The sequence below is a fragment of the Pseudomonas sp. A-B-19 genome (genome assembly GCF_019947515.1).
Lineage (GTDB): Bacteria > Pseudomonadota > Gammaproteobacteria > Pseudomonadales > Pseudomonadaceae > Aquipseudomonas.
Genome location: NZ_JAGYGN010000016.1, coordinates 42,344 through 68,947, shown reverse-complemented (window position 1 = coordinate 68,947; position 26,604 = coordinate 42,344). Strand labels below are relative to the sequence as shown.

General features: G+C 59.0%; 20 protein-coding genes and 1 pseudogene. 7 read left to right on the top strand and 14 right to left on the bottom strand.

The features are described from left to right. Positions 1-99 precede the first annotated feature (99 nt). Positions 100-4,125 carry an NACHT domain-containing protein gene (locus tag KGA81_RS18365; protein WP_223547578.1) on the top strand — a complete coding sequence of 1,342 codons (4,026 nt, stop codon included), beginning with the start codon at positions 100-102 and terminating at the stop codon, positions 4,123-4,125. Positions 4,126-4,164: 39 nt separating this feature from the next. Here the strand turns inward: KGA81_RS18365 and KGA81_RS18360 are convergent, their stop codons facing one another. Beyond that, positions 4,165-4,329, bottom strand: a complete 165-nt coding sequence (locus KGA81_RS18360; RefSeq protein ID WP_223547577.1) for a hypothetical protein — start codon at positions 4,327-4,329, stop codon at positions 4,165-4,167. 170 nt (positions 4,330-4,499) lie between these two features. Further along, positions 4,500-5,630: an MFS transporter gene (locus tag KGA81_RS18355; RefSeq protein ID WP_223547576.1), complete on the bottom strand. Its 1,131-nt coding sequence runs from the start codon at positions 5,628-5,630 to the stop codon at positions 4,500-4,502. 99 nt (positions 5,631-5,729) lie between these two features. Here KGA81_RS18355 and KGA81_RS18350 point away from each other — a divergent pair, with 99 nt between their 5' ends. From KGA81_RS18350 to KGA81_RS18340, 3 genes are all read left to right on the top strand, one after another. Then, positions 5,730-6,494, top strand: coding sequence for an AraC family transcriptional regulator (locus tag KGA81_RS18350; RefSeq protein ID WP_223547575.1), 765 nt, complete (start codon positions 5,730-5,732; stop codon positions 6,492-6,494). A gap of 99 nt (positions 6,495-6,593) precedes the next feature. Further along, entirely contained in the window at positions 6,594-7,715 is a 1,122-nt protein-coding gene (locus KGA81_RS18345) for an HlyD family secretion protein (protein WP_223547574.1), read from the top strand. Further along, a complete protein-coding gene (locus KGA81_RS18340; protein ID WP_223547573.1) occupies positions 7,712-9,304 on the top strand; it encodes a DHA2 family efflux MFS transporter permease subunit in 1,593 nt (530 codons plus the stop codon). Before KGA81_RS18345 ends, KGA81_RS18340 begins: the two co-directional genes overlap by 4 nt. A gap of 23 nt (positions 9,305-9,327) precedes the next feature. Here KGA81_RS18340 and KGA81_RS18335 read toward each other — a convergent pair whose 3' ends face one another. The 4 genes and pseudogenes from KGA81_RS18335 to KGA81_RS18320 form a co-directional block, all read right to left on the bottom strand. Next, positions 9,328-9,768, bottom strand: coding sequence for a carboxymuconolactone decarboxylase family protein (locus tag KGA81_RS18335; RefSeq protein WP_223547572.1), 441 nt, complete (start codon positions 9,766-9,768; stop codon positions 9,328-9,330). Positions 9,769-10,005: 237 nt separating this feature from the next. Then, positions 10,006-11,448, bottom strand: coding sequence for a mechanosensitive ion channel family protein (locus KGA81_RS18330; RefSeq protein WP_223547571.1), 1,443 nt, complete (start codon positions 11,446-11,448; stop codon positions 10,006-10,008). 305 nt (positions 11,449-11,753) lie between these two features. Beyond that, positions 11,754-11,870 (bottom strand): annotated as a pseudogene (locus KGA81_RS18325) (hydrolase); the annotation flags it as partial. Between the two features lie 92 nt (positions 11,871-11,962). Next, positions 11,963-12,829, bottom strand: a complete 867-nt coding sequence (locus tag KGA81_RS18320; protein WP_223547570.1) for a pirin family protein — start codon at positions 12,827-12,829, stop codon at positions 11,963-11,965. A 104-nt stretch (positions 12,830-12,933) separates the two neighbouring features. On the opposite strand from KGA81_RS18320, the gene KGA81_RS18315 reads away from it, so the two are divergent. Next, positions 12,934-13,842 (top strand): LysR family transcriptional regulator, encoded by a 909-nt coding sequence (locus KGA81_RS18315; RefSeq protein ID WP_223547569.1) that lies wholly within the window; start codon positions 12,934-12,936, stop codon positions 13,840-13,842. A 94-nt stretch (positions 13,843-13,936) separates the two neighbouring features. On the opposite strand, the gene KGA81_RS18310 is transcribed toward KGA81_RS18315, so the two are convergent. The 8 genes from KGA81_RS18310 to KGA81_RS18275 all read right to left on the bottom strand — a co-directional run bounded on the left by KGA81_RS18310 (position 13,937) and on the right by KGA81_RS18275 (position 23,684). After that, positions 13,937-17,164, bottom strand: a complete 3,228-nt coding sequence (locus tag KGA81_RS18310; protein WP_223547568.1) for a transporter substrate-binding domain-containing protein — start codon at positions 17,162-17,164, stop codon at positions 13,937-13,939. Continuing rightward, positions 17,165-17,791: a response regulator transcription factor gene (locus KGA81_RS18305; RefSeq protein WP_223547567.1), complete on the bottom strand. Its 627-nt coding sequence runs from the start codon at positions 17,789-17,791 to the stop codon at positions 17,165-17,167. Between the two features lie 108 nt (positions 17,792-17,899). Further along, on the bottom strand, positions 17,900-18,124 hold the full coding sequence (locus KGA81_RS18300; protein ID WP_223547566.1) for a hypothetical protein: 225 nt from the start codon (positions 18,122-18,124) through the stop codon (positions 17,900-17,902). Between the two features lie 127 nt (positions 18,125-18,251). Then, positions 18,252-18,968 carry an MgtC/SapB family protein gene (locus KGA81_RS18295; RefSeq protein ID WP_223547565.1) on the bottom strand — a complete coding sequence of 239 codons (717 nt, stop codon included), beginning with the start codon at positions 18,966-18,968 and terminating at the stop codon, positions 18,252-18,254. A gap of 150 nt (positions 18,969-19,118) precedes the next feature. Continuing rightward, positions 19,119-21,833 (bottom strand): magnesium-translocating P-type ATPase, encoded by a 2,715-nt coding sequence (gene mgtA / locus KGA81_RS18290; RefSeq protein WP_223547564.1) that lies wholly within the window; start codon positions 21,831-21,833, stop codon positions 19,119-19,121. Positions 21,834-22,411: 578 nt separating this feature from the next. Then, entirely contained in the window at positions 22,412-22,939 is a 528-nt protein-coding gene (locus tag KGA81_RS18285; protein ID WP_223547563.1) for a PaaI family thioesterase, read from the bottom strand. Positions 22,940-23,233: 294 nt separating this feature from the next. Continuing rightward, positions 23,234-23,503: a type II toxin-antitoxin system RelE/ParE family toxin gene (locus KGA81_RS18280; protein ID WP_223547562.1), complete on the bottom strand. Its 270-nt coding sequence runs from the start codon at positions 23,501-23,503 to the stop codon at positions 23,234-23,236. Continuing rightward, positions 23,493-23,684, bottom strand: a complete 192-nt coding sequence (locus tag KGA81_RS18275) for an antitoxin (protein WP_223547561.1) — start codon at positions 23,682-23,684, stop codon at positions 23,493-23,495. The genes KGA81_RS18280 and KGA81_RS18275 overlap by 11 nt, the downstream gene beginning before the upstream one ends. A gap of 566 nt (positions 23,685-24,250) precedes the next feature. On the opposite strand from KGA81_RS18275, the gene KGA81_RS18270 reads away from it, so the two are divergent. Together KGA81_RS18270 and KGA81_RS18265 are read left to right on the top strand one after the other, a co-directional pair. After that, positions 24,251-24,610, top strand: coding sequence for a DUF6124 family protein (locus KGA81_RS18270; RefSeq protein WP_223547560.1), 360 nt, complete (start codon positions 24,251-24,253; stop codon positions 24,608-24,610). A 147-nt stretch (positions 24,611-24,757) separates the two neighbouring features. Beyond that, on the top strand, positions 24,758-26,581 hold the full coding sequence (locus KGA81_RS18265) for a glycoside hydrolase family 15 protein (protein ID WP_223547559.1): 1,824 nt from the start codon (positions 24,758-24,760) through the stop codon (positions 26,579-26,581). The last annotated feature ends 23 nt before the right edge of the window (positions 26,582-26,604 follow it).

Sequence of the window (26,604 nt, the reverse complement as noted above, 5' to 3'; positions counted from 1 at the left end):
TGGCGTACTATCGCCAGCAGGAAGAGCCCGTGGACTGTCTGACTCATCCGAATGGTCACCGAAATATCCGGTGTGGTTCAACTCTCGATAATTTCCTCTATGAGTCCGACTCTCTACCTTTCGCGCAGACTCACAAGTAATGACAAGGTATACACGGAAGAAGCACTGCTCGCCGCTTCGAATTACGTTGTAGTCTTGGCGGAGCCCGGCGGTGGGAAAACTGAGCTTTTGAGAAGCCTTGCGCGTCAGTTGGGCGCTTCAGAGGTGACAGCAAACGTATTCAAGCACGCGGGAGCCGATGCGGAGAATTGTCCGCTCGTGATTGATGCGTTTGATGAGCTGGCAAAGGTCGATAAAACAGGCATCTACAGCCTTCTTACGAATGCTAGAAAGGCAAAACCAACACACGTAATCATTTCCAGTCGGTCCAGTGAGTGGGACAGCGCAGCTACAAACGCTTTCAAAGAGTGTCTAGGTCACACACCTCTAGTAGTCAGGCTATGCGAGTTTGATGAGGTGGAACAGCAGGCGATCTTTGATCACCATGTGGAAGGTGAAAATTTCGCAGCGTTCCAGACTGAAGTCGCTCGATTTGATTTAAAAACACTCCTTCCAAATCCTCAGTTTCTGAAGCTGTTCGCTGATGCGTATATCGAAAGCGAAAGACATTTCACTGACAAACGATCTATTTTCTCACTAGCGGTCGAACGTCTGGCGAAGGAAGCAAACAGCAGCATAGCGAGATCCAGCTCAGCACTTTCCACCACTCAAAAAGTCTATTTATCGTCAGAGGTTTTCGCCAAGCTCTTGTTGTCTGGTGCCGAAGGCGTTAGCACAGGTGAAGCCACTGAAGACCGGATGTATCCTTTGCTGGCGTCTTTATTTACCACTAACAAAACGGCTGAAGGCATTCTTGCAACTCGACTTTTTAAACCAGGTGAGAGTGCAGATCAACATCGTCCAGTTCACAAGATCGTCTCTGAATACTGTGCTGCAGGATATCTTACCAAGCGGATAGCAGCCCCTGCGGACCCTCTGACGATTCCCAAGTGCCTAGCCATCATCGCCCCGAACTCCACAGTTCGAGATGAACTCCGGGGACTCCTCGGCTGGATGGCATCGCTAGGCAACAAGCCTATACAGACCGCCGCAATAGAACTTGACCCTTATGCAGTGCTTGCGAACGGCGACCCTTCTCAGCTTGAGCCTTCGTCAAAGCGCTTGCTTGTAAAGCAACTGAAAGAAGTTGAAGCCAAGGACCCCTTCTTTCGAAGAGGGGATTTCTGGCGTAGGTTCAGTGCTGCAGGGTTCTTCACACAAGATGTTCTGGAGGACATTAAGCCTCTTCTCACGACTGGAAGCGATGGGCACTTACGCGACCTGATTCTTGAGCTTTTAGCGGGATCACCAGCAATCCAGCAATTAGGAGACGAGTTACGCCTACTTGCCTTAACACCGGGTGAAAACGAAAACACACGTTTATTAGCGAGTATGTGCTTGCTGGAAATAGGCGGTTATGACCATCAAGCTGACTTGATGGTTCTCGTTTCTGAAGCAAGTCAAACATCACTGAAGGTTTCTGCCAAGATCATCGAAGCCCTAGGACCGGAAATATTCGAACGGGCTACTCTTGCAGAATTTTTTCGAGCCTGCGCTACCCTCTACCCAGGTCACCAGGAGCAAAGTGAGCGCACGATAGGGGCTCGCTACTTCGTGAAGAGCTTCATCTACGGGCTAAATTTATCACTCATCGCGTGGCTCTTAGATGATCTGACCAAAGACCTAGAGTGTATTTGCGGAAAAAATCATTATGAGTGCGATTGCCGAAACGGCATGAGCAAAATCATTGGTTCAATGTTGGATCGCTATTTCGAACTGGCGACACCTCCACTTGATCCAAGCCGCGTTTGGCAATGGGTAAAAAACCTCAATTTTCACGAGCAAAAGTCTGCTACTAACAGTACGGCGGTAAAAGCGCTTCGAGAGCATAAAGACCTACGCCAAGGCATTATCATTCTTGCATTCGGGCAACTAACTGACCGTGATCAGATTCTCGAAACCAGAATAAATAAATTCGATTGGCACGCCCACTCCGGCCTTCACTTATATGCTGATGATCGAGAATTCATAATCGACCTCGCGTTTGAAACCGATAACACAAATTTGTGGGCGAGTTTCATGGCTGGACATCAGTACTATCGAAATAAAGAAGAACGAGGCGCAGACATCTTGCGGCGGCATATGCGCGAGCAAGCATTATTGAAACCTACATTCATGCGAGAGTGGGCCAAGTCAAACAGGACTGCCGCGCAATCCGAACAAAGCAACCGAATGCCGATGCTTCGGCATACTCGGAGGATGAAGCGTCTTCGCAAGCAACAAGCTAACAACCATGCATCGAACATCAAGTATGTCCAAGCTAACCGGCAGCTTGTCGAAAGCGGGTTCCATTGGGGTTATCTTGTTCGATTCGCCCAGCTGACACTTATGAGTCCAGATGAAATTGAGCAGTCATTTGGCGAGGAGTCGATCGTCAGGAACGCGCTCCGAAACTGCCTAAACTTCATAGCTCCGCACGTCCCAGATCTACTAGAACTCGCTGAGCTACAATGTGCTTCACAGTATCGGCAGTCAGAGTTGATTCTCTATGCGGCATGCATAGAGATATTGCAGGACAAGGGAAATCTAGAAGGAATTAACCTTTCGCTCCTGAGAGCATTGAGAACTAACATTAACATTCATTTCGACGCAGTTTCCGAGAAAGATCGCGAGGCATTAAAGCGGGAAGTTGACAGGCTAGTCTTTCCGGATACCGCGTGTGCCGAATCCTTTCTTCGACAGTACGTTGAACCGCAACTGGCAAAACCGGGATGTAGCAATCCTGAAATCTGGTTGCTACATGACGACGATATTTTCAGCCACTCACGTGCGACGATATCTATTGAATGGCTTGGGCGCTTTCGCGAACTAGCTCTTAGCACCCTAAATACACTTTTTGAAATTGCTGCTCAATATGGCAATCGTGCAGAACTGCAGAAGATCATCGAAGTTCGTTGCGAAGAGTTCCTAATCGATTGGCCCACCCCAACTGGCAATGACGAGATCGAACAAAAGCGTACATTCTGGTTCACGCGCGCATGGTACTTTCTGGATGAAGCACCAAAAACATACTGGAATTGGCTCAAAACCGACAAAGACATGGTGCTTATAATTAATGAGCATTCTGGGCGAATGAGTTCTAGCAATCGTACCTATTGGCCCAAGCTCACCCCACGCATGATAGAAGCCATTCTATTAGCCTTTTTCGATAAATGGCCCAAGACTTACCTACCCAGTCATTGGGGTACGGAAAGCCCAAAAGAAGAGAATGCATACCGTTTTTTGTCTGATGTTATCTGGTCGATCGATTCAGTTGAACACGATGATGCAATTCCTGTCCTCAATCGTCTCCTCGCCGATCCGCACCTCGCCGACCTGCACAAGGACTTGAGGAGCATACACACTGCTCAAGTCAGGAAAAAAGCATTCAGAGACTTCGAACCGCCGACGCCTCAGGAAATCGTAAATCGACTGGACCGCGACGAGGTGGTTACTGTGGAAGGGCTGCGCCAACTCGTAACCCAAGAGCTCCAAGACTTTCAGAAGTCTATAAATGGTGGGGAGTTCAATTCCGCAGACCGTTTCTACGAGAAGAGTGAGCGACTTGACGAAGAACCATGTACTGAAATTATCGCTGAGCGACTCTGCCTCAAACTACAACCGCAAAACATCACTGTGACACCGGAACATCATCTTAAGGCTTCGAAGCGAAGCGACTTCACTGTCGCAAAGATTATCGATGGAAAAAGAAGACTGCTTGTCACTGAAGTTAAAGGGCAATGGCATAGGGACCTTTTCACAGCTGCTTCCAATCAGTTGAATGATCTTTATTCCATACACCCGGACGCAGAGCGGCAGGGCATTTTCCTCGCAATTTGGTTTGGTGCGAGCGAAGAAGTTGCTGGACGTAAGATCCATGGAATTGAAAGTGCCCAGGAGCTAAAAGGCAGAATTGAAGCAACGCTACCACCAGAGCTCAAAGGGTTAATTGATGTATTCGTTCTAGACGTATCCAAATCCCAATAAGACAGACGGAACCAGTCCTGCGAGGCGGCATGACGAGCCTCACAGGGCCGACCGGCACTTGATGATTTCCAGCGTCAACTGGTCGCAATCGATCAATCCCGCCAGCTCCCCGCACCCTAGATTAGCTCCCAGAACACGAAGCCGCGCCGCCCAGCGGAACGCACAGGCCAGGCGGATACGCAGTTGCTCGACAGGTTGATTCATCCCTTGCTCCACAGCGGTTGATCGATTGCCTGCCAGTGTAGAGGCGCGACAGGTGCGCACTTGACGGGAAACGACAGGGATTGCCGTTATCCGCCAGCGTTGAAAACCGGCGAAGCAAAATGTCAGGCGACGGTTTCACCGGCTGGTTGATCGAGATACCCCCTGGATGACTAGTTCTTTTGTGGCTTGATCCACGCCAACATCCAGGCCACCACCGCACAGACCATCAAGGTCCCACCCAACGCCTGCCCCCAGGCTGCCAGCATCAGCCCGCCACCGATCAACAGGTAGTACAGCAAACCAAACAATGCCCCCGCCGTACCCAGTCGATCGCCATAGTTGACCAGGGCCGAACCGAGGATGTTCGGGATGGCCATGCCGAAGGCCAGCACCACCAACAACATCGCCAGCACGAATAGCACACTGTCCTCCATCAGCCAGACGAAACTGGCACCAAGCAATGTCAGTGATCCCGACACCTGGATCAATTGCGCAGCACTCAACCCTCGTTGCAACAGCCTCTTGTTGAGCCAGGCGCCAAGGCCGGACCCCAGGGCCAGGATGACGCCACTGTAGCCAAACCATTGCGCACTCAGGCCCAGCCGCTCAAACATAAAGGGCCCCAGGCTGTAGTAGCTGAACAGGGCAATGTTGAAGGTTGCCACCAACAACGTCGAACGCCAGATATCGCGATCCCGGAGCATTTGCCACAGCGTCTCGAACAACGCGGGCGATGCCACCTGCCGTGGGCGGGTTTCCGGCAAAACCTGCCGGCACCAGAACCACAGGACAACAGCCAGCAACAAAAGCCCCGCCGGCACGCCTCGATAACCGAAGCCTTGCACCAGGCTTGCGCCGGTGAACAGCCCGATGGCCGGGCTGGCGGCCAGCGCGATGCCCATGACCGAAAACACCCGGGCCAGTGCCGCCCCCTTGAAGCGGTCGCGCAATACGGTTTGCGTAACGACCGAGCCTACCGCTGCGCCAAACGCGGCCAAGCCTTGGGCTGCCAACAGAGCATCGAAGGTGCTGACACTGAGCGCCATCAATGAAGCCGTGGCGTACAGGGCGAACCCTGCAAGCATTGTCGGGCGACGCCCGATCAGGTCGCACATCCGGCCCCACACCACCACACCGAACGCGAACGCCAGGAAATACACGGAAAGCATTTGCGCCGACGCCTGCGGACCGACGCCGAAGACCCGGGCGATGTCCGCCAGCGCCGGGCTGTAAATGGATTGCGCCAACTGCGGGAACATCAATAGCGCGACGGCCAATACCACGACTTTCTTGTCATCCATCACCACTTCACTCTTAAAAGAAATTGCCGTGAAGCTTAAGAAATCGTGACTGGCGTATTATCAGAACCCTGCCAATTTATCGCTGAAATCGGACAACCCATGGCCTGGCTCGACGCCCACGCACATTTCGATCCCGACAGCTTCACCGCACCGGTTGTCGGCATCGCCGCAACCCTCGGTGATCACGATTCGGGCATGCATCGACATCAACGCGGGCAACTGCTGTATACCCGCCAGGGCTGTACGCGCATTACCCTGGCGCAGCAGCTGTGCCTGTTGCCGCCCTCCCGCGCGGCCTGGATTCCTTGCGGTGTGGCCCATCGCGCCGTGATGCAACAGAGCGTCGATTACCGTTCCATTTACCTGAGCCCCGCGTTATGCGCGGACCTGCCACAACAGGTCTGCGTAATTGAAGTCAGCCCGTTGCTGCGGGCCGTGCTGGAATCGATAGCCCACGCCGGCTTCGACACCGCCTGGCAGCAGGGAAAATACGTCCATCTGCTGGGGCTGTGCCTGAGCGAAATTCGTGACGCGGCCCGCCAGCCCATGCTGCTGCCGTTGCCGACTGACAAGCGTCTGGCACCACTGCTCGCGACCGTCGAGAAGCTGCCGCCGAAACTTCAGGCACTGCAAGCACGGATAGGCGCCAGCGGCCGCACCATTGGCCGAATCTTCCAGCGCGAGACGGGCATGAGCTATCAGCAATGGCGGCAACAGTGGCGCTTGATGCGCGCCATCGAATTGCTCGCGACCGGACGAAACATCGGCTACAGCGCCTTTGAACTGGGATTTGCCAGTGACAGCGCGTTCATCGCGTTCTTCAAGGACATGACCGGCCTCACCCCCGGCGACTGGATGAAATAGCACCTGACAACCGGCAGCAAAAACCACTTGCCACAAAATATTACATGCATCATATTACCTTCATCATAATACCTCCCCCGCTCCAACAGGTAATCCTCCATGACCAGCATGCCCACCGTTGAACCCGACCTGGTTGCCCCGGTGACTGCCGCCAAACCGCCCCTGCTCAAACGCCTGCTATTGCCAATACTGGGCATCGCAGCGCTGGTACTGGCCGGTGTGTACGGCGCCCATTGGTGGACGGCCGGGCGCTTCATCGAGGAAACCGACGACGCCTACATCGGCGGCGACATAACGGTGATCGGGCCGAAGGTGGCGGGTTACATCGACGAAGTGCTGGTGGCCGACAACCAGAAGGTCAAGGCCGGCGATGTGTTGATCCGTCTCGATTCGCGCGACTACCGGGCCAATCTGGCCAAGGCCGAAGGCGCAGTGGCCGCCCAGGAGGCCTTGCTGGCCAATCTCGACGCCACCGAACAACTGCAACAGGCCGTCATCGGCCAGGCCCGTGCCGGCATCGATGCTGCCGGCGCCGAGGCCACCCGCTCCCGGGATGACGATGCCCGCTACAAAAAACTGGTGACCACCAACGCCGTCTCGGTGGAAAGCGCCCAGCGGGCCAACGCCACGTTCAAGACGGCCCAGGCCCAGAGCAACCGCGCTCAGGCTGAACTGCTGGCTGCACAACGCCAATTGAATGTGATCGATACCCAGAAACAACAGGCCCGGGCCGCCTTGATCCAGGCCAGGGCCGAGCGCGATCTGGCGCAATTGAATGTCGGCTATACAGAGCTGAAGGCACCGGTCGATGGAGTGATCGGCAATCGCCGGGCCCGGGTCGGCGCCTATGCCCAGGCCGGCTCACAATTGCTCTCGGTGGTGCCGTCCAGCGGATTGTGGGTCGATGCCAACTTCAAGGAAGACCAACTGGCGCACATGGTGCCGGGGCAGCGGGTGGTGATCCGTGCCGACGTGCTGTCGGGTCAGGAATTCCACGGTCACCTGGACAGCCTTGCCCCCGCCAGCGGTTCGCAATTCAGTGTGTTGCCACCGGAAAACGCCACCGGCAACTTCACCAAGATCGTGCAGCGGGTGCCGGTACGGATTCACCTCGACCCGGCCGACAGTGTGCTCGGCCACCTGCGTCCGGGGTTGTCGGTCACCGCTGAAGTGGACACGCGCAAGGAGCCTGAAGCGCCAGCCGTGGCCCGCTTGCCATGAGCCGCGCCCTCGCCGCCCCGGCGCAACCGTTCAATGCCGCGAACATGGCCACGGCGACCAAGGTGTTCGCCTTTGCCAGCATGTGCGTCGGCATGTTCATTGCGCTGCTGGATATCCAGATTGTCTCGGCTTCGTTGCGTGACATCGGCGGCGGGCTCTCCGCCGGCACCGACGAAACAGCGTGGGTGCAAACCAGTTACCTGATCGCCGAAATCATCGTGATCCCGCTGTCGGGCTGGCTGTCCCGGGTGTTCTCGACGCGCTGGCTGTTTTGCGCGTCGGCGGTGGGCTTCACCCTGACCAGCCTGCTGTGCGGTGTGGCCTGGAACATCCAGAGCATGATCGCCTTCCGTGCCCTGCAAGGGTTTCTGGGCGGCTCGATGATTCCGCTGGTGTTCACCACCGCGTTCGTGTTCTTCACCGGCAAGCAACGGGTGATCGCCGCCGCGACCATCGGCGCGGTGGCCTCATTGGCACCGACGCTCGGACCGGTGATCGGTGGCTGGATCACCGACATTTCGTCCTGGCACTGGCTGTTCTACATCAACCTGGTCCCCGGCATCTTTGTCGCCGTGGCCGTGCCGATGCTGGTGAAAATCGACCAGCCGGAACTGGCGCTGCTCAAAGGCGCGGATTACTTGAGCATGGTGTTTCTGGCGCTGTTCCTCGGCTGCCTGGAATACACCCTCGAAGAAGGCCCGCGCTGGAACTGGTTCAGCGACCGCACGATCCTGACCACGGCGTGGATCAGCGGCCTGGCCGGGCTGGCATTCATTGGCCGGACCTTGCACGTGGCCAATCCGATTGTCGATCTGCGCGCCTTGAAGGATCGCAACTTCGCCCTTGGCTGCTTCTTCTCGTTCGTCACCGGCATCGGCCTGTTCGCCACCATTTACCTGACGCCGCTGTTCCTCGGCCGGGTGCGGGGCTACGGTGCACTGGACATTGGTCTGGCGGTTTTCTCCACCGGGGTGTTCCAGATCATGGCGATTCCGTTGTATGCCTTTCTGGCCAACCGCGTCGACCTGCGCTGGATCATGATGATGGGCCTTGGGCTGTTCGCCTTGTCGATGTGGGATTTCAGCCCGATCACCCATGACTGGGGGGCCAAGGAATTGATGTTGCCACAAGCCTTGCGCGGAATTGCCCAGCAATTGGCGGTACCGCCCGCGGTGACGCTGACCCTCGGCGGCCTGGCGCCAGCGCGACTCAAGCATGCGTCGGGGTTGTTCAACCTGATGCGCAACCTGGGTGGGGCTATCGGCATCGCCGCGTGTGCGACCATTCTCAATGACCGCACCAACCTGCATTTCACCCGGCTGGCGGAGCACCTCAACAGCACCAACGAGGCCCTCAACCAATGGTTGTCCCAGGTCGGCAACAACTTCGCCGCCCTCGGCCAGAGCGGTGACGCCGGGGTCACCGCCAGCCTGCATCAACTATGGTTGCTGACCTACCGCGAGGCCCAGACACAAACCTATGGCGACGCGTTTCTGATGATCGGGGTGTGCTTCGTCATCGCCACGGCGATGGTGCCCTTGATGCGCAAGGTGCAACCACCGGCCACGCCGAGTGCCGATGCGCATTGAGCCTGCGCACAGCTCCCGAAAAATCAGGCTTGAGGCGTTTTGCGGAAACCTACGGCCAAGCGGTTCCAGCTGTTAATCGTGCTGATCGCAACGGTCAGATCAACCATTTCCTTGGGCGTGAACTGGGCACTGACCGCTTCGTAGTCTTCGTCCGGGGCGTGGGTCAGGCTCAGTTGGGTCAGGGATTCAGTCCAGAGCAGCGCGGCACGTTCGCGCTCGCTGAAAAACGGCGCCTCGCGCCACGCAGTGACGGCGAACAGGCGACGCGATGTCTCGCCGCCCTTGATGGCATCGGCGGTGTGCATATCGATACAGAAGGCGCAGCCATTGATCTGCGAAGCGCGCAGCTTGACCAGTTCGATCAGGTTCTTCTCCAGTGGCAGCCTGGAAACGGCGGTTTCCAGGGCAATCATGGCTTTGAGGGCGTCAGGGCTAGCGGTGTAGAAGTCGATACGCGATTGCATGGCATGCTCCAGGGCAAGTGGGTGTGCCGCTACGTTAGTCCCGCGGCCGGTTTACACAAATAGCCAATCTTGCAGAAGTCGAGGAGGCCATTGGCGCAGGTGTGATGGGTTTCGCGGTTCACTTTTGGTGAGTTCACTGCCGTCATCGCGAGCAAGCTTGCTCCCACAGGGAAATGCGCTCAAATGTGGGAGCAAGCCGGCTCCGGGCGGCGATCCGACGATCCGCGCAGCGGCCATTCAAACCCGATTGCGCAACCACTGCAAAAAGCCCTTTTTCGCCACCGTCACCGGCAACTCCTGGGTCAGGGTTTTCGCTTTGAGCAGCCGGTAATCGAGCAAGGTCTGCATCGCATCGTTGATGTCGTGGCGGGCATCCAGGCACGGCTTGAGGTATGCCTTTTCGATGCGGTACAGGGCACAGAAGGTCTTGGCGGTGAACCGCGCAGGCACCGAACTGTCGGTCAGAATACCGGCCTCGCCGATCACCTCTCCGGGCCCCATGCGCCCGGACTCGAAAGGCACGCCATGCCGGGTCAGCGTCACCGTGACCACCCCGGACTCGATGATGAACAGGTGATCACTGACCTCTCCCGCCTCCAGGATCGTTTCCCCGGCGCGGAACGATTGCAAGGTCATGTTCTGGCTGAAGGTGTCTTTCTCTTCCTGGCGCAAGGTGGAGAAAATCGGCGAGCTGTCGAGCAGCGCCCGGGGCCGCGACAGGTTGCCTGGCGGATTGGGTTCCACGCTCGACAGCAGGTTGACGCCGGACGCCTGCAAGTGCCGGTAGGCCAGGTCGAACAGTTGATTGCGCACCGAACGCTTTTCGTCCATCGATGCGACAAAGCCGCTGATTTCATAGACCACGCCAGTGTTGCTGGCAGTTTTCAGGCCGACACTCGGCGACGGTTTCTCCAGCAGAAAGCGGCAGCCCTGCATGGCCCGTTCCAGGGCTTCGATCACCGTGTTCGGCCGCGCGTGGGGGCTCACTTCCAGCGAGACGGAAATGCCGAACATGTCGTTGGGCCGACTGAAATTGATGATCTTGGCCTTGGCGGCCAGGGAGTTGGGTATGACCGCCATGCACCCCTGGGAGGTCTGCAGGCGCGTGGCACGCCAGTCGATGTCAGTGACCCGGCCTTCCATGCCGTCGATGGAGATGTAGTCATCCAGTTGATAGGGTTTGGTGGTGTTCAGGACGATCCCGGAAAACACGTCGCTGAGGGTACTTTGCAAGGCCAGGCCGACGATGATCGCCAACGCACCGGACGTCGCCAGCACGCCCTTGACCGGCAGATCGAGTACATAGGCCAGGGCGGCAATGATCGCGATCAGGAAAATCACCGCACCGAGCAAATCCTGGAGCAAGCGTCCGGTGTGCCCGACCCGTTGCATCATCGCCGCGCCGATCAGCACCGTCAGCATCCGCGCGCCGAACAACCACCAGCCGATCTGCAAGCCGGTGGCCGCCAGGTGCAACGGTACGTTGTCGGCCCAGGGCGGCGGCTGCATCGGGTTCAGGCCTTCGTTGAACAGCAGAAGGCTGTATAGCGCGAAAATCGTGACCCGCAACAGAAGCTTCCAAGGGTTGCGGTTGTCACCGATCAAACGCCACAACCCGAGGTCAATCAGGATCAGCGCCATGGCGCAGATCAATGGGTGTTCGGTGAGGAAAGACAGCATCAAGCAACTCCAGCCAGGGCTAATAACGCGAAGATCGCACAGATTGGCCATAGTGTAGGAGCAATTGATTTGGCGGGATGAACACCCTCCCAAAAACACCACCCCCCCAATGTGGGAGCGAGCTTGCTCGCGATAGCGGTCAAACAGTCACTGATGTTCTGACTGTCAGGCCGCTATCGCGAGCAAGCTCGCTCCCACAGGGGGATGAGTGATTCTGAAGCTACTTGCTGTTGGCCAGAGTGCTGTAGCTGGTCATCAGGTTGCGGTAATCAGGAACGTGGTTGGAGCACAGCGTGGGGCACGTCCATGTCCTTGACGATCTGGAACAGTCCGCTCTGATGGTCGATCAACAACATGGCGGCATCGTTGGGATCGATAGTCGGTTTCTGGCCATTGAAATTGGCCGCGTTGACGGTACTCATGTGCGTTTCCTCTTTCTTTCAGGCAATAGCCATCCCTGGCCTCGGACCGGCCTACGCATCCTGTGTAGAACGGGTTGTTGAAGCGAAGCGGGTTAAGCGTGCATCCGGCCGAAGCGGCCGGACTGGAAGTCGGCAAAGGCCTGGTGGATTTGCTGCTCGGTGTTCATCACGAACGGCCCGTGACCGACGATCGGCTCGTCGATCGGTTCGCCGCTGAGCAACAGCACCACTGCGTCTTCGCTGGCCTGGAGGGTCATCTGGTCGCCCTTGCGATCGAACAGGGCCAGTTGCCCCTGGCGCACCGATTCCAGGCCGTTGACCTGAACCGTGCCACGCAAAACCACCAGTGCGGTGTTGCGCCCTTCATGCAGATCCAGGGTGAGCAACTTGCCGGCCTTCAAACGAATGTCCCACACGTCGACCGGGGTGAAGGTGCGCGCCGGGCCCTTTTGGCCATCGAACTCACCGGCGATCAGGCGCAGGCTGCCGGCGTTGTCCTTCAAGGCGATGCTCGGGATGTCGCCGTCGAGGATCGTCTGGTAGCCGGGGTCGGCCATCTTGTCTCTGGCCGGCAGGTTGACCCACAGTTGCACCATCTCCAGGGTGCCACCGCGCTTGGCGAAACCTTCGGAGTGAAACTCTTCATGCAGGATCCCCGAAGCAGCAGTCATCCATTGCACATCGCCGGGGCCGATCTTGCCGCCACTGCCGGTGGAGTCCCGGTGCTCCAGTTCGCCCTTGTAAACGATAGTCACGGTTTCGAAGCCACGATGAGGATGTTGACCAACGCCACGTCGCTCGGTGGTCGGGGTGAATTCAGCGGGGCCGGCGTGATCCAGCAACAGGAACGGGCTGATGTGTTTGCCCAGGTTGTCGTAGGAAAACAGCGTGCGAACCGGAAAACCGTCGCCAACCCAATGGGTCCGTGGACTGGTGTAGATACCGATGATGTTTTTCATGGTGTCTCCTGATGAGCTGAGTGAAGCCATGGATAAAGCTTAAAACCGTGACCTTTGTTGCACTAGACTGCAAAAATCAGCTTTAGCGTTCTATTTGGAGAACGATGGTGGAAGACCTCAACACCCTCTACTACTTCACCCAGGTGGTGGAGCATCACGGTTTCGCCGCAGCCGGCCGGGCGCTGGACATGCCCAAATCCAAGCTCAGCCGACGCATTGCCGAACTCGAAGAACGCCTCGGCGTGCGCCTGCTGCACCGCACCAGCCGGCATTGCTCGTTGACGGAAATCGGCCAGGCCTACTACCAGCGCTGCCTGGCCATGCGCGTGGAGGCGGAAAGCGCCGCCGAACTGATCGAGCGCAACCGCTCCGAGCCCCAGGGCCTGGTGCGTCTCAGTTGCCCGACGGCGCTGCTCAATTCCTGGGTCGGGCCGATGCTGACCCGCTACATGCTCAAGTACCCGTTGGTGGAGTTGTTCATCGAGAGCACCAACCGCCGGGTCGACCTGATTCACGAAGGCTTCGATATTGCCCTGCGGGTGCGCTTTCCGCCGCTGGAGAACACCGACATGGTGATGAAGGTGCTGGGCAACAGCACCCAGAGCGTGGTCGGCAGCCCGGCCTTTTTATCGCGCCTGTCGACACCGGCCTCCCCGGCCGACCTCAGCGGCTTGCCGAGCCTGCACTGGGGGGCGGCGCAGCGTGAATATCAGTGGGAACTGTTCGGTGCCGATGGCAGCACCGCGATGATCCGGCATGCACCGCGTATGGTCACCGATGACCTGTTGGCGTTGCGCCATGCGGCGGTCGCCGGGATCGGCATCGTGCACCTGCCCAGTGTGGTGGTGCGCGATGAAATCGCTGCCGGGCAACTGGTGGAACTGGTGCCGGGCTGGGCGCCGAAGAGTGGCGTGATTCATGCGATCTTCCCCTCACGTCGGGGCTTGCTGCCTTCGGTGCGCACGTTGATCGATTTTCTCGGGGAAGAATTCAGTCGTAGTGATATTGCCTGAAGGCAGCTGCAAGCTTTGAGCTAACCGCGTCGCCCTGGCGCTCGGCTACCGGCTGACCAGCCCCAAGGGTATCGCGCCGCACTGGGATTGAGCCTCAATCCTGCTCGATACTCTGCTCCAGGCGGGCCATGGCTTGCTGCAACTGGTCGACGGCATCGTCGATCAGTGCCGCGCGGCCGTCATTGCACGCCCGCTCCAGTCGTTCGCAACACTCGACCAGGCCAAGCGCTCGCACCATCAGCGCCCCGCCCTTGATCCGGTGTGCCAGCGTCTGCAGACCCGGACGGTCGCCATTGGTGTGCAAGGCCAGCAAATGCACACGGTCCTCGCGGTTGGTCAGCGCCAGATCGTGCATCAGTTGATCGATCAACTCACGATCCGAATCCGCATAGCGCTCCAGCCCGCTCAAATCGAACTCGGCAAAGCCTGGGTCGACGATCGCCGCTTGGGGTGCCCCGGAAAACCGCCGGGCCAGCCATCCCTGCAAGTCCACCAGGCGGATGGGTTTGAACAGGCAATCGTCCATCCCCGCCGCCTTGCACCGGTCCTTCTCCTCGGCCTGCGCATTGGCGGTAAAGCCCAGAATCAGCGTCGGCGACAGCCCCTGCACCCGCTCTTGCTCACGTATCGCGCCGGCCAGTTCGTAACCGCTGAGCTGCGGCATGTTGCAGTCGGTGATGAGCAGATCGAAACCGTGCCCGCGCCACTGTTCAAGCCCCTGCGCTCCATCCTCCGCGAGCACCACACTGTGGCCCAGATAGCTCAACTGCCGCGAGAGCAACAGGCGATTGGCCGGATAATCGTCGACCACCAGAATCGACAACGCCCGAGTCGTGAGCTGCGCCGGATCCCGGGACACCACCTCGGCGGGCAACGTTTGCAGCACGGGCAGCACCAGGCTGATGTCCACCCGCGTGCCACGCCCGGGCTGACTGTCGAGTTGCAACCGGCCACCCATCATTTCACACAGGGTACGACTGATCACCAGGCCCAGGCCGGAACCTTGCCGGGCAGTCTGCTGAGTGTTGCCCGCCTGTACGAACGGGCTGAACAGGCGTTGCTGGTCAAAAGCGCTGATACCGATGCCGCTGTCTTCGATCTGTACGCTGACGGCGAAATGCGCCGGGCCTTGAGGCAGCACCCGCAGTGTGAGGCTCACCTCGCCTTCCCGGGTGAACTTGATCGCATTGCTCAGCAGATTGGACAGCACCTGTTTGAAGCGCGTGGGATCGAGCATCACGTCACAGTCACTGCGCGCGTCGAGATCGACCCGCCACTGCAGATTCTTTTGCATCGCCAGCCCTTCGAAAACCCGGCAGACCGACGTCACCAGCGCGTGCAGATTGACCCGCTCCGGCGTCAGCGACAGATGCCCGGATTCGATCCGCGCGACGTCCAGGATGTCGCCGATCAAATCCAGCAACTGCTGCCCCGCGTTGGACGCCACCTCGATGGCGGCGCGGTCGGTCACCCCTTCATCGGCGCGTTTGAGCGCCAGTTCGAGCATGCCGATCAACGCGTTCATCGGCGTGCGGATTTCATGGCTCATGGTGGCCAGGAACGTGGTCTTGGCCCGGTTGGCGTCGTCCGCCGCGTCCTTGGCCTCCTGCAATTGCCCGAGCAATTGCTGACGCTGGCGAATCTGCCGCCGCTGCCAGACGATCCCGGCCAACGCGAGCAACAGCAAGACACCCGCCACGGTAAATGCCTGCACGATCGCTTGTCGGTGTCGCAGCCAGTAACTCTGCTCGACTATCGAGTCATAGCGCCAGGGTTGAGTCAGCTCGTCAATTTCTTCGGGGGGAATACTCAGTAATGCCTTGTCCAGAATCGAATGCAGCTCGGTGGCCTCGCGACTGGTTGCCAGGGTGCTTCGGGCCGGGTCGGTGCCCACGGTGCTGGTCACTTGCAGGCGATCGCGATACTGCCGGGAAATCAGGTAACGGGCGCTGATCAACGAGTTGATACCGCCATCGGCCTTGCCCTGGGCGACCATCTCCATGGCGTCCGTGGACAGCGGCGCATCCGCCAGCTGGATCAGCGGGTAATGCTGGCGAAGGTACTCGGCGGCAATGTTGCCCTGGGTCAGCGCCAGGGTTCTTCCCGCCATGTCATCCAGCGCCCTGAGGCCGTCCGTGTCCACGCGGGTCACCAGTACCGACGGGCTGCTCAGGAACGACCGGGTGAACAGCAGTTCATCTTCACGCTGGGAACTGAGGCCGATACCGGCCAGCACATCGATCTGCCCGCTCCGGATACCGGCCATCATCTCGGCCACCGACTTCATGCCCTGGATGTCAAATTGCAACCCGGTGCGCAAAGTGATTTTCGCCAGCACATCGACGCCGATACCGCGAAACTGGCCTTCGCTGTCGACAAATGAAATCGGCGGGATATTTTCGTTGATCGCGACCCTCACCCGCGGGTGGCGTTCGAGCCAATGCTGTTCGGCCACGCTCAATTGCAAAGACTGAGTGCCCGGGATAGACACCCCGTTGGCCCCCCAACGGCGCAGGATGTTCATTTGTTCATTGGTGGTGATGGCCGCCAGCGCCCTGTTGACGATGCGCAATAGCGCAACGTTGTCGCGGGCCATCGCAAAGGCAAAACGCCCGGACTCCATGGGCGAGAAGTCCGTCAGGTGCACGTTGTTCAGGTAATTCCTGCTGATCAGATAATGGGCATTGATCGCATCGCCCAGGTAGACATCGGCCTGGCCAAACGCCACGGCGCCCATCGCCGCCAGTGTCGAGGGAAACAACTGGACCTGCGCTTTGGAATAGAACTGTTGCACGCTGTATTCGGGCAAGTAGTGATACAGCATCACCAGTCGCTTGCCGGCCAGTGTAGGGTCGAGCACCGGAGGGAAATCGGTGCGCGTGACCAGCACCGGTTGATCCACTGCGTAGGCGCTGGACATCTGTAGCTGCGGATCTTCGGCTTCGAATCGGTTGGCCGTTCCCAGCAGATCGGCCCGCCCATCCTTGATGGCCTGCACCGCGTCGGCCCGCGACGGATAACGCTGAACCTCGATGACGACGTTCAACAATTGTTCGAGCAACCCGGCGTAATCGGCTGTTACGCCCTCGAACACCTTGCCTGCCGTGTTGAACTCGAAGGGGGGATAGTCGGGAGCCGAGACCGCCAGCACCAATCGGCCCTTTTGCTGCAACCAGCGCAACTCGGCTTCCGACCACCTGACGCTCAGGCCTTCGGCACTCGAGCGTCCCAACAGGGACAACGATTGTTGTGCACAGACCGTCGATGCCCAGAGAAGAAGGCCAATCAGCACCCCGCCTGCCAGTCGTCGGAGAGCGTTCATTCAGATCAAATGATTGCGCAGGGCGAAATCCCTCAAGTGCACCGACGAGCTTACGTTGAGCTTGAGGGTGAGACGGGTCTTGTAGGTACTGACGGTCTTGTAGCTCAGGTGCATGATCTCGGCGATTTCCAGGTTTTTCGAACCCCGGGCCAGGTACTGCAGAATGGTCAACTCACGGTTGGAGAGCTTGTCGATCAACTGCTTTTCACTGCGTTGCAAATCCCCCATCGACACGGAACTCGAAGGGATCTGGGCAAAATAGGTATAGCCGGCCATCACGCAATTGACCGCCGCCTTCAAGTCATCCAGGTCCTTGCTCTTGGAGACATAGGCAACCGCCCCCGCCCGCATGCAGCGGTCCTGATAGAACTGGGCCTCCAGCGAGGTGAACACCACCACGCGACACCGCGTGTTTTCGGCCTTGATACGGTCCATCACCTCAAGCCCCGCCACACCCGGGAGGCCCAGATCAAGCAGCACGACATCCGGTTGATGCCCGCGGATCAATGCCAGGACCTCATCGCCACGGGAGGCCTCGTAGATACTCCCGAATCCTTCACCCTTGAGTACGAGTTTGATCATGGAGCGAACCACCGGATGATCTTCCACAATCAGTGCTGACTTCATGGCAACTCCCGTGCAAAACGACTCGATCGGGCAAAAAATGCCCTCCAGGCACCGCAGTGATTGGGTACAACGCTGCGCATAGACTTTTGCATGGAGGGCTGGAAAGTACTACCTGACAGAAATGACAGTTCCGACGAACGGTAGTCGATGATCGACAGCACTCATCAACTGCGTAATGGACGCCAGGTCCGGCAGAGCGGCCTGGCTGACCCGGACTTTGCCCGCCACCGGCGCCACCCGAAAATAGCCGAGCTGGTTGAACAGTCGCTCGATCCGCAGGCGGTTGAAGTGCTGCGCATCGGCGATCAGGATGCGCAAGGATTTGTTCGGCAAGGTGACCTCCAAAAGGATGTCGGTTTCAAGAGGTCGCAAAGCCTACGGAAGACCCTCCTGGGTTTATGTAGGAATATTCCTAAATAAATGCCGGTTAATCTGATTCTTGCCCGGGAAACCTTGGCCGTTACTCCGTGGTACTCGGACTCCAGAACGCCTGCACCACCAGGCTCGACGTCGAAATCCGTGCCACCAGCGCATCCAGTTCATCACCATCGACCGAGGTGGTCGCCAGGGTGGCTTCGATTTCGACTTCATCCGTGCCGAAGGCATGCACATCGACATCGCTGGCCGGATAGTTGCTGCGTTCCAGCTCGGCTTCGAGCAAGGCCAGCACGGTTTTCTGCTGCCTACGCCGGGCAATGACATAGACGATGTTGGTGACCTCTGCCGAAATCACATCCAGCGGCTGACGGTTGATGTTGTTGACGATCGGCCGCAGCAAGGTGTTGGCTGCGAGCACGAACAAGGTGCCAAGCAAGGCTTCGGCCAGCAGGTCGGCACCAGCACAGGCACCGACTGCGGCCGAGGTCCAGAGCGTGGCGGCGGTGTTGAGGCCGCGCACATTGCCCTCTTCGCGCATGATCACCCCGGCGCCGAGAAAGCCGATACCGGAGACCACGTACGCCACGACCCGCACGGCGCCTTCGGCCCCGCCGAGCCGGTTGGCCATGTCGACGAAAATCGCCGCGCCCACCGCCACCAGTACGTTGGTGCGCAGGCCGGCGGTGCGTTGCCGGTACTGACGCTCGAAACCGATCAGGCCTCCGAGGATGAAGGCCGCGCTGAGGCTGACCAGGGTGTCGAGCAGGGAGGTCAGGTTGAGGTTGTTAAGTGCTTGCATGATGAATCCTTTGAAAAACACACGATCCCCTGTAGGAGCGAGCTTGCTCGCGATGACGGCGGCACATTCGACATCTATGGGGCTGACCCACCGCTATCGCGAGCAAGCTCGCTCCCACAGGGGTTGCGTTGATTGGCCAGCCTCGCGGTTTTATTGCCAGCCAAACCGGCGAATGTAGAACCCCTTCACCGCCTGGGTCAGCGCCATGTACGCCAGCAGGATCACCGGCAGGAACACGAAGTACAGCGACGGCAATGCCTGCAATTTGAAGTAATGCGCCAGCGGTCCCATCGGCAGGAAAATCCCCACGGCCATGATCAGTCCGGTCATCACCAGCAACGGCATGGCCGCGCGGCTTTGCAGGAACGGGATCTTCGGCGTGCGGATCATGTGCACGATCAGGGTCTGGGTCAGCAACCCGACCACGAACCAGCCGGACTGGAACAGGGTCTGGTGATCCGGGGTGTTGGCATCGAACACGTACCACATCAAGGCGAACGTGCTGATGTCGAAGATCGAACTGATCGGCCCGAAAAACAGCATGAAGCGCCCGACATCCGCCGGTTGCCAGCGCTGTGGTTGCTTGAGCATTTCGTCATCGACGTTATCGAACGGGATGGCGATCTGCGAAATGTCATAGAGCAGGTTCTGCACCAGCAGGTGCATCGGCAGCATCGGCAGAAACGGGATGAACGCACTGGCCACCAGCACCGAGAACACGTTGCCGAAGTTCGAGCTGGCGGTCATCTTGATGTACTTGAGCATGTTGGCGAAGGTCCGGCGCCCTTCCAGCACGCCCTCCTCCAGCACCATCAGGCTCTTTTCCAGCAGGATGATGTCGGCCGCTTCCTTGGCGATGTCCACGGCGCTGTCCACGGAAATACCGATGTCGGCGGTGCGCAGGGCCGGGGCGTCGTTGATGCCGTCGCCCATGAAACCGACCACATGGCCGTTGCCCTTGAGCAGACGGACAATGCGCTCCTTGTGCGACGGGGTCAGCCTGGCGAAGACGTTGGTGGTCTCCACGGCTTTCGCCAGTTCGGCGTCGCTCATGCGTTCGATGTCGTTGCCCATCAGCAGGCCTTGCTGCTCCAGGCCGACTTCGCGGCAGATCTTCGCCGTCACCAGTTCGTTGTCGCCGGTCAGCACTTTCACCGCCACGCCGTGGGCGGCCAGCGCCTTGATGGCCGGGGCAGTGCTTTCCTTCGGTGGGTCGAGGAACGCCACGTAGCCGATCAGCGTCAGTGCCTGTTCATCGGCCAGGCTGTAGGTGTCGCGCCCTTCGGTCATCGACCGCGCAGCAACCGCCACCACACGCAGGCCCTCGGCATTGAACGTAGCCGTGACCTGACGGATGCGCGCCAGCAGTTCTTCGCTCAAGGCTTCATCGAGCTCGCCGTGACGCACCCGCGAGCAGACCGCCAGCACTTCTTCCACCGCGCCCTTGCAGATCAGCAGGTGCGGTTGATCGCGCTCGGCGACCACCACCGACATGCGCCGGCGGGTGAAGTCGAACGGGATCTCGTCGACCTTGCGAAACGCCGTGCCGACTTTCAATTCGCGATGGATTTCGACGTGTTCGAGCACCGCCACATCCAGCAGGTTTTTCAGGCCGGTCTGGTAGTAGCTGTTGAGGTAGGCCATTTCCAGCACGTCATCGGAATCGTTGCCCCAGACATCGACGTTGCGCGCCAGGAAGATCTTGTCCTGGGTCAGGGTGCCGGTCTTGTCGGTGCACAACACGTCCATGGCGCCGAAGTTCTGGATGGCGTCGAGGCGTTTGACGATGACTTTCTTGCGCGAGAGGAACACCGCGCCCTTGGCCAGGGTCGAGGTGACGATCATCGGCAGCATTTCCGGGGTCAGGCCCACGGCAATCGACAGCGCGAACAGCAGCGCTTCGGTCCAGTCGCCCTTGGTGAAACCGTTGATGAACAACACCAGTGGCGCCATCACGAACATGAAGCGGATCAGCAGCCAGCTGACTTTGTTGACCCCGGTCTGGAACGAAGTTGGTGACCGGTCGGTTGCGCCGACGCGCTGGGCCAGGACGCCGAAATAGGTGCTGTTGCCGGTGGTGAGGATCACCGCCATGGCCGTGCCAGACACCACGTTGGTGCCCATGAACAGGATGTTGTCCAGGTCCAGCGGATTGCGCGTGTCGCGGTCCTGCTGGCGGGGAAATTTTTCCACCGGCATCGATTCACCGGTCATCGCTGCCTGGCTGACGAACAGGTCCTTGGCGTTGAGCACCCGGCAATCGGCGGGAATCATGTCACCGGCCGACAGCACGATCAGGTCGCCCGGCACCAATTGCCTGATCGACAATTCGATGCGCTGCGCGCCGCGGTCCTCAAGGTCCCGGCGCATCACAGTGGCGGTGTTGCTGACCATGGCCTTGAGGGCGTCGGCGGCCTGGTTGGATTTGGTTTCCTGCCAGAAGCGCAGCAAGGTCGAGAGCACCACCATGGAGAAAATCACGATGGCGGCTTTCATGTCTTCGGTCAGCCAGGAGATGACCGCCAGCAACGTCAGCAGCAGGTTGAACGGATTCTTGTAGCAGTGCCACAGGTGCGTCCACCAGGGCAGCGGCTGTTCGTGCTCGACTTCGTTGAGGCCGTATTGCTCGCGCAGGGCATCGGCCTCGAGTTCGCTCAAGCCGTCGGTGTGACTGCCCAGGGTGTTGAGCAATTGACCCGTGTCGCTGCCGGCAGCGGCCACCAGGGTTTGTGCCAGGGTGGGAGGGACCTCACGGCTGACCGTGGTGTCGGTGAAGGTTTCCAGCAACGCCAGGCGACGGAAGTGCCGGGCGATGTGGCGGTTACGCAGGAAACCTGCGAAGAATTCCTTGAGGGTAAGTTTCATGGCTGGTGCCCCTTTGGTCAGCCGGGAAACCGTCGAGCAGGCAGGTCCACGCCGCTGCCGCCGGAACAACCGGCAAAGCAAGGCCTGGCGCGCCGGTCACGAATGACAGGCGTGTCGATAGAGCGGCGGCCACGACAAAAAGTCGCAACCACGCACTGTTCAGCGTCGATGAGAGGGACGTCGGGACACGGCCGGGACTGGCCATGATCGGGATGCCGCTGCTCGCTTGTTGGCGAGACAACGGCACAGGAGACTGCGCGTTATCTTGCCGAGAAAATGCCGGTTACCGAGACCGGCCGACAACTGTCACTCGAACAAGTACCCACTGTGGGTCTCCGTTATGGATGAAAACGCGCGAAGCTTACGCCCCGATGTTTGGCGAGTAAACCCGATACAAAAGCTTGCCGGGGTAAATCGTGGGGCTCTTCAGGAAGGGTTCAGGAATCAATAGTTGTGGTGTTCTTTCCGGCCCCATCGCGAGCAAGCTCGCTCCCACATGGGTTCTGTGAACACCGGTCCATTGTGGGCGCGAGCCTGCTCGCGATGGCGGTCTTGTGGTCGCCGCTGGACTCAACTGGCTACAGCGGCCCGGTTCCGTTTTCTGCTTGCGACGTATGGCTGTGTGCGGCCGCCCTGAGTTGCCCGGTATCGACGCGGACAAAAGTGGAGTCGCCGACAGCGGTCAGGACATCCCCGGCGAAGACCTCGCAAATGACCCGGCTTTTGCGCCCGACATCGCCCTCGACTTTGGCACGCAGTGTCAGGGGGACACCCATCGGGGTGGGCTTGATGAACTTGATGCCCAGATTACCGGTGACGCAGGTGATGTGGGGCAAGCTGCCCGCTTCGCGCTGCTCTGCCCGGTAGTGATAAGCCATCACCGCCCAGTTGGAATGACAATCCACCAGCATCGCGATCAAACCGCCGTAAACCAGACCCGGCCAGCCGCAGTACTTGTCATCCGGCAAATGCTCGGCCATGACATGCACCCCGTCTTCATGCCAGAAGCTCTTGATGTGCAACCCGTGGGGGTTCTGGCTGCCGCAGCCATAACAAACGCCTTCTGGCGCGGCGATGTCTTGAAGCGAGGTGTCCTGCGTGGTCATAGTGTGTTCATCCTTGATACTGCGGCGAATCGTCGTGAGAAAACATGACTGCTCCTGTAGCCGAGATGCTCTGGTGCTCGCATTGCCAAACCTCGACCGTCAAGAGAGGTGACAGGGTTCGTAGAAGGAGGAGATGCTTTCACCTTTCCCAGCGGGAGCGAGCGGCGGGCAGCATCGGGCCGATGCCGATAATACATAGGCGATACGGTCTGCGGAAGATGTGCCCGGCAGCGCTCTCATTATTCCCGAAGGTATGAGAATTGCTGTGCCAGAAATGACGCAATACCCTGAGAGTCAGGGGTATTCCTGCCGAGCATGCAACACGCTCAATATTTCGATTCGATCCGTCACTCGGTAAACCACCAGGTAGTTGGGATGCACGACAATCTCCCGAGTGCCGGGTACTCGACCGAATCGATAAAGGTAGGGATGTTCGGGAAGGGCCGATGTAGCAGCCTCAATGGCTTGAAATAGCTCGCTGGCCGCTATGAAGTTTCGGTCGCCAATGTCATTCAGGATTTGCCAGAGTCCGGCCCGTGCTTCGGGCCGCCACTCAACCAGCATCGTGCTTGTTGCGCTTTGATTCGATGAGGGCTCGCATATCAGCCATCACCTGATCGTGCGGGACATTCTGGCGCGGGTCGTCAATCGAAGCTTGCACCTTGGCGCGGAACCAATGGTCATGGCTGGCGGCCTGCTCTTTGGTCTCAAACTCTGAAACGATGGGGGAAAGTTCGGCGCTCATAATGGCCTCCGGGGTCAATGGGTAGCAGTTTAATCGGTATCGGGGATGCTGTCGTCGATCGCAAGATGAAGTGTCATTTGCCAAACCGACCAATGCGTAACGTCAAATCGTAAGGGCTGTACTTCCGAGGGCCAACCGCAAACTTTCGTAGGACTCTTCCTGCCGCCCCCGAGGAATTCAACGCTCTTTGACAAGGCATGACAGCAGGTTAAAAACCACTCGATAGCGCCTGTTTAAACGGCCTACAGGTTACTTCGTGAAAGCCACAACGCCTTGCGCCGTTGCCTACAGGTACGCCAGAATCCGCCGGCTTGTGCGCCTTGGGGGTCGTCGGTAACTTGATTCGGGTCACTGATTGTCAGTGATCGGGTTTAGTAGCCCGTGGTTCTATCAGCTAGGTGTAAAAGCTCTATCAGTCAGGCTTGCCTGAATTTGATGGTGGCTGTACGCAGGGCGCTTCGGCGCGCCGGTAAATGCTGATCTCCCCGGTCTACTAACCTGCGTCCAGCCGCCACCCTTCTTTTAGTAGAGAACAATGAGCGGCTCCATTCAGGAGTAATCAGCATATGTTCAAAGTAACACCCAATCCGCCAGACACCGACCCGGCCTCGCCGTACGAAAGCCACGACTCAAAACAATTCCACGAAGCCGCCGAACGTGCGCTCAATCACGACCTCAACCCGGGCGCCAACATCATGGCCACCCCGCGCACACCCGGCACCATGTTCATCGTCAATCCCGAACTCAGTACCGAAACCCTGCTGGTGCATGCGTGCGAATCGCTGGCTTCGGCCAATGTCATGGCCAACGATCTGGTGGATCATCTGCAGGGGACAAGTCGCCATGCACTGTTGGGGATTGCACAGGTGATCATGCTCGGGGAACTGGCGGTGAATCGGGCGCTGGATCGGCTTGATCCGCCTTAGTTATCTGAGCCAGTGCAAGACAACCTGTGTGGCGAGCTTGCTCGCGATGGGGCCCTCACAGACAACTCACACCCCCCGCCAAATGAACTCTCGGCTACCCCGACCAGTCAGCTGAATAGGCCCTCAGGTTCCCGGAGTTTCGCGACAATGGCTGATCACCCCGAACGCCAAAGCCCCATCGACGCCCACGGCATCATCGGCGACATGCGCAGTGCGGCGCTGGTCAACGACAAGGGCAGTGTGGATTTTTTCTGCTGGCCGGAATTCGACAGTCCGTCGATCTTCTGCGCGCTGCTGGACACCCCCGAGGCGGGGGTTTTCCAGTTGTCGCCGGACTTGCCCGATGCCCGCCGCGAACAGATTTACCTGCCCGACACCAATGTGCTGCTCAGCCGCTGGCTCAGCGATCGCGCCGTGGTCGAAGTCACCGATCTGCTGCCCGTCGGCGACACCGACGATGACCTGCCGCTGCTGATGCGGCGGATCCGCGTGGTCAGCGGCAGCGCCACTTTCCACATGCGTTGCGCTGTGCGCCATGACTACGCCCGTGCCACGACCCACGCACGCATGGACAAGCGGGACGTGATCTTCGAGGCCGCCGGTCAACCGTCGTTGCGGCTGTCTTCGGATCAGGCCTTACGGATCGACGCCAATGCGGCGCTCGCCGAATTCACCCTCGAACAAGACCAGACAGGCCAGTTCCTGCTCGGCGCCGTCAACGATGCCCGCTTCAAGGAAGGCGCTGGCGAACTGTGCCTGCAACGCACCCTCAAGTTCTGGCGCGACTGGATCGGCCAGTCCAACTACCGCGGCCGCTGGCGCGAGATGGTCAACCGCTCGGCTCTGGCAATGAAGCTGCTGACCTCGCGCAAACACGGCGCGATTCTCGCCGCCGCGACGTTCGGCCTGCCGGAAAGCCCCGGTGGCAAACGCAACTGGGACTACCGTTTCACCTGGATCCGCGACGCCTCATTCACCGTTTACGCGTTCATGCGCCTGGGCTTCGTCGAAGAGGCCAACGCCTACATGCGCTGGTTGCGCGGGCGGGTCAGCGACTGTCAGGGCAGGCCGACGAAGCTCAACATTCTCTACGCCATCGACGGTCGCCAGGAGTTGCCGGAGGTCGAGTTGCCGCACCTGTCCGGCCATGCTGGCGCACAACCGGTGCGCATCGGCAATCAGGCCTGTGAACAGGTTCAGCTCGATATCTTTGGCGAACTGATGGATGCGATTTATCTGGTCAACAAATACGGCGAAGCCATTTCCCATGAAAGCTGGAAACACACGGTGGAAGTGGTGGATCAAGTCTGCGAAACCTGGGAACAAAAGGATGTCGGCATCTGGGAAATGCGCGGCGGGCAATACCATTTCCTGCATTCACGGCTGATGTGCTGGGTCGCCCTGGACCGCGCCATCCGCCTCGCCTCAAAACGTTCGCTGCCGGCACCGTTCGCGCGTTGGGACCAGACCCGTCAGGCGATCTACGCCGACATCTGGGAGAACTTCTGGAATGAAGAGCGCGGGCATTTCGTCCAGCACATCGGCGGCACCGGCCTGGATGGCTCGATGCTGCTGATGCCACTGGTACGCTTTGTCAGCGCCCGCGATCCGCGCTGGCTGGCGACCCTGCAAGCCATCGAAAGGAGCCTGGTGCGTGACGGCATGGTCTACCGCTACCGCAACGACGACACTCAGATCGACGGCCTGCCCGGCAGCGAAGGCGCCTTCGCCGCCTGCTCGTTCTGGTACGTCGAATGCCTGACCCGCGCCGGCCAATTGGACAAGGCCCATCTGGAGTTCGAACAACTGCTCAGGTACGCCAACCCGCTGGGGTTGTATGCCGAAGAGTTCGACAGCCATGGGCGGCATATGGGCAACACACCGCAGGCACTGACGCATCTGGCGTTGATCAGTGCGGCGTGCTTTCTGGACCGGAGGTTGAGCGGGGAGAAAAACGTCTGGCAGCCGTGAGTACAGGTAAACAATGTTCGAGC